This window comes from Oleiphilus sp. HI0080 (assembly GCF_001635135.1).
In genome coordinates, this window is record NZ_LWFU01000661.1 from 1 (window position 1) to 2,988 (window position 2,988).

The 2,988-nt window shown below is 50.1% G+C and carries 2 protein-coding genes; both read left to right on the plus strand.

Features of this window, described 5'->3' with window-relative positions:
* Positions 1-1,681: phosphoenolpyruvate carboxylase (locus A3751_RS14385; protein ID WP_156492481.1), on the plus strand; the 1,681-nt coding region annotated here is incomplete at its 5' end.
* Positions 1,682-1,936: 255 nt separating this feature from the next.
* A partial coding sequence (locus A3751_RS14390; protein ID WP_197466368.1) for an HDOD domain-containing protein occupies positions 1,937-2,988 on the plus strand: 1,052 nt, incomplete at its 3' end.

Here is a 2,988-nt window from a genome sequence, read left to right on the forward strand (position 1 = left end):
TAGTAATACCAGAGAGTGGGCGGCTATGGAGGCGCGAGGAGAGGTGTATAAAGGTGGTGCTTACCTGACTAATACAGAGGAATTGCTTGGCCCTTTGGTTACCTGTTATGAGTCGTTGCTTGAGGTTGGTGTAAAGACGGTAGCGAACGGTTTATTGTTAGATGTCATTCGGCGTGTTCAGTGTTTTGGGCTAGAGCTTTTAAAGTTGGATGTTCGTCAAGATTCAGAGCGGCATGCTGACGCAATCAACGAACTCTGCGAATATTTGGGCAAGGGCTCTTATAACGATTGGGAGGAAGAGCAGAAACAGACCTTTTTGCTTGAGGAGCTGCAGGGTCGAAGACCTTTGGTGCCTAAAGTTTGGGCGTGCAGTGAACAAACTCAGGAGGTTTTAGATACCTGTGCTGTTGTTGCCTCGCAGCCAAGAGAAGCCTTTGGTTCGTATGTTATATCTATGGCTTCAAAGCCTTCGGATATTCTGGCGGTCATTCTTTTGCTTCGCGAAATGGGCATGCAGCGTAGGATGAAGGTCGTGCCATTATTTGAAACTTTGGATGATCTGGATGGTGCCGCAGAGTCGATCAGTCAACTGCTAAGCGTTGATTGGTATAAGGAGTATTGCGAAGGCTGCCAGCAAGTGATGATCGGCTATTCTGATTCAGCGAAAGATGCGGGTCAGCTCGCTGCAGGCTGGGCTCAGTATCGAGCCCAAGAGGCGTTGGTTGCCGTCGCGCAAAAGCATCAAGTTGAGCTTGAGTTATTTCACGGGCGCGGCGGAACAGTGGGGCGTGGAGGTGGGCCAGCAAATCGCGCGATTCTGTCGCAGCCCCCGGGTTCCGTGGATGGCCGATTTCGAATCACTGAGCAGGGCGAGATGATCCGCTTTAAGTTCGGCTTGCCGGATTTGGCCCGCCAGAGCATGAAAATCTATACCAATGCTGTCATGGAGGCCACACTACTTCCGCCACCGAAACCGAAGCAGGCATGGCGGGATGAAATGGATCGTCTGACCGCTATGTCAGTGAAATCCTATCGAGATGTTGTCCGAGGTCATGAAGACTTCGTAGAGTATTTTAGGAGTGCGACGCCGGAAAGCGAGCTGGGTAAGTTGGCCTTAGGCAGCAGGCCTGCGCGCAGAAAGCAGGGCGGAGGCGTTGAAACGCTGCGAGCGATACCATGGATTTTCGCCTGGATGCAAATTCGTCTCATGCTGCCAGCATGGCTTGGTAGTGATGAAGCACTCGGCACAGTCATTGACGCCAAAGACAAAGCGCTCGTTCAGGAAATGATCCGTGACTGGCCGTTCTTCGCAACCCAGATAGATATGCTCGAAATGGTTTTGATCAAAGGGGACCCGCGTATTGCCCGATACTATGATCAAATGCTGGTATCTGATCGCCTACGGCCGCTTGGCGTGAGTTTGCGCGATCGTTTTCGTGACATGGTTAAAGTGATTAACCAGCTCAAGGAGCAAAGTACGTTGATGGAAAGTAACCCTGCTTTTGGCGAGTCACTCAAGGTTAGGGCAACGTACACAAACCCATTGCATTATTTGCAGGCTGAATTGCTGAAGCGCGAGCGCGCTTCTGAGGGTGTATCTGAGAAAGAACGCGAGCAGGTCGAGATGGCACTGAAAGTGACCATGGCCGGTATCGCGGCTGGAATTCGCAACACCGGTTAGAGTGGGCGTAGCTTTTCTAAAGCGCTTTACTCGTCGTGAAATGGTGATGTGAGGCTTAAGGGTTGGGATTGCTTTGCAGGTCTCCTGACAACACTTCGTTACACTTCTACTAAGAATTGAAACGGCGGTTTGTGACGTAAGACAGGCAGGGTGCTGAGCTTCGATTACACTTCAATGAAAGGTACTCCGGTTTGCAATGTAGATGCTAACCGGGTGCTGTTGTTGAACGTGTTCATTTTCGTAGAGAGAAGTCCGGTGCCCATAGCTAGCCGTTTAGGTAAATACATTCATGCTCATGCTGTTCAGTGTCAGCTGATTCATCATGCTCGTTCAAGGGACTTGTCTCACGCAGTATTGTTAGCGCAGGCTGTACCAGAATTAACCGTCAAGACGCATCTCGTTCTAGACCGAGCCGGACCAGCTGCGCTGATTGTTCCGTTTCAAGCCAAGCCCAATATTGATGCATTAAACAGTTTTTCGAGTAGAGACTTTCAATTAATTGACGACGAGCAGGCAGGGCGATTGTTTACTGACTGCGACCATGGCCACGTGCCTGTCCTGGGGCAGGCCTATGATTTGCCGCTCTATGTCGATGAAGCTGTGTTCTCGTGGGAAGAGGTCTTTGCTTCAAGTGGTTGTGCAAATACCTTACTGCGTTTAAGTCAGGGTTCTGTTAGAGCTGTATTGCGAGACGCGAATGTAGGCTTGTTTTCTGAGCGTTTGGCGCCAGCAGAGTCCGTACTTTGCGCTGATAAAGAATACTCGTTAGATGATATTGCTCGCAAACTGAATAAGTTGTACCGCTTGCCGCCTATGCCAGAGACATCTGTTCGCATTATGCATTTGACGTCAAATCCAGAGTCCAGTTTGGATGAGCTTGTCATGCTAGTGGAGCGCGACCCTAGTCTATCCGCTCAGATCCTAAGGTACGCGCGCTCGGCATTGTTTAATTATCGAGGCCAGTTACATTGTGTGCGCGATGCGATCAACGTTGTACTGGGTTTTGATCGAGTTGCGAAGCTCGCTATGGGTATCTCGTCTGCTCAAGCTTTTCGGGTTCCCTCTCATGGCGCTCTGGGTCTAGGTAATTTTTGGAAACATGCATTGCATTGTGCTGTGTTGTGCGAGGCTTTGGCGACCATGGCCAAACCAGATCTAAATCTGGATGCGCGCGAATCATATCTGTCGGGACTATTGCATAACTTCGGCTTGCTGCTCATTGGGCAATTATTTCCACCCGAATTTCGAATGATGAATAAGCTTCGGGAGTCAGACCCCGAGCGAAGTATGGCAGAGATCGAAAAACA